Source organism: Blautia sp. DFI.3.45 (genome assembly GCF_020593505.1).
In the GTDB taxonomy this organism is placed as follows: Bacteria; Bacillota; Clostridia; order Lachnospirales; family Lachnospiraceae; genus Blautia_A; species Blautia_A wexlerae.
In genome coordinates this window covers 1-357 of sequence record NZ_JAJDMI010000189.1, presented here as the reverse complement: position 1 = coordinate 357, position 357 = coordinate 1, and the positions used below count along the sequence as shown (strand labels likewise).

1 protein-coding gene is annotated in these 357 nt (G+C 42.0%); it reads left to right on the top strand.

Annotated elements, in window-relative coordinates:
- The coding region (locus LJE09_RS17555; RefSeq protein ID WP_227311627.1) for a MobA/MobL family protein at nt 1–357 on the top strand (357 nt) is incomplete at both ends.

The window sequence follows — 357 nt, the reverse complement described above, 5'->3', positions numbered from 1 at the left end:
CTGACCGTCATGGAATCCGTATCCCTGTATTAGACGAAAACGGAATTCAGAAGATTGGAGCAAGAAACCGCCTGCAATGGAAACGGGTGCTGACCGATGCTACTGGATGGAACAATCCAAAAAATTGTGAACTGTGGCGGAGTGAATGGGCAAAGGTATGTAATGAATATCTGCCTTTGCATAATCAAGTTGATCATCGTTCTTATGAAAAGCAGGGAAAACTCCAGATTCCTACCATCCATGAAGGAGCTGACGCAAGAAAGATTGAACAAAAGTTTTTTGCCGGGCAGGAAATAAAAGGCTCGTGGAAAGTAGCGGAAAATCAAATCATAAAACAACAAAACACGTTATTGCAAA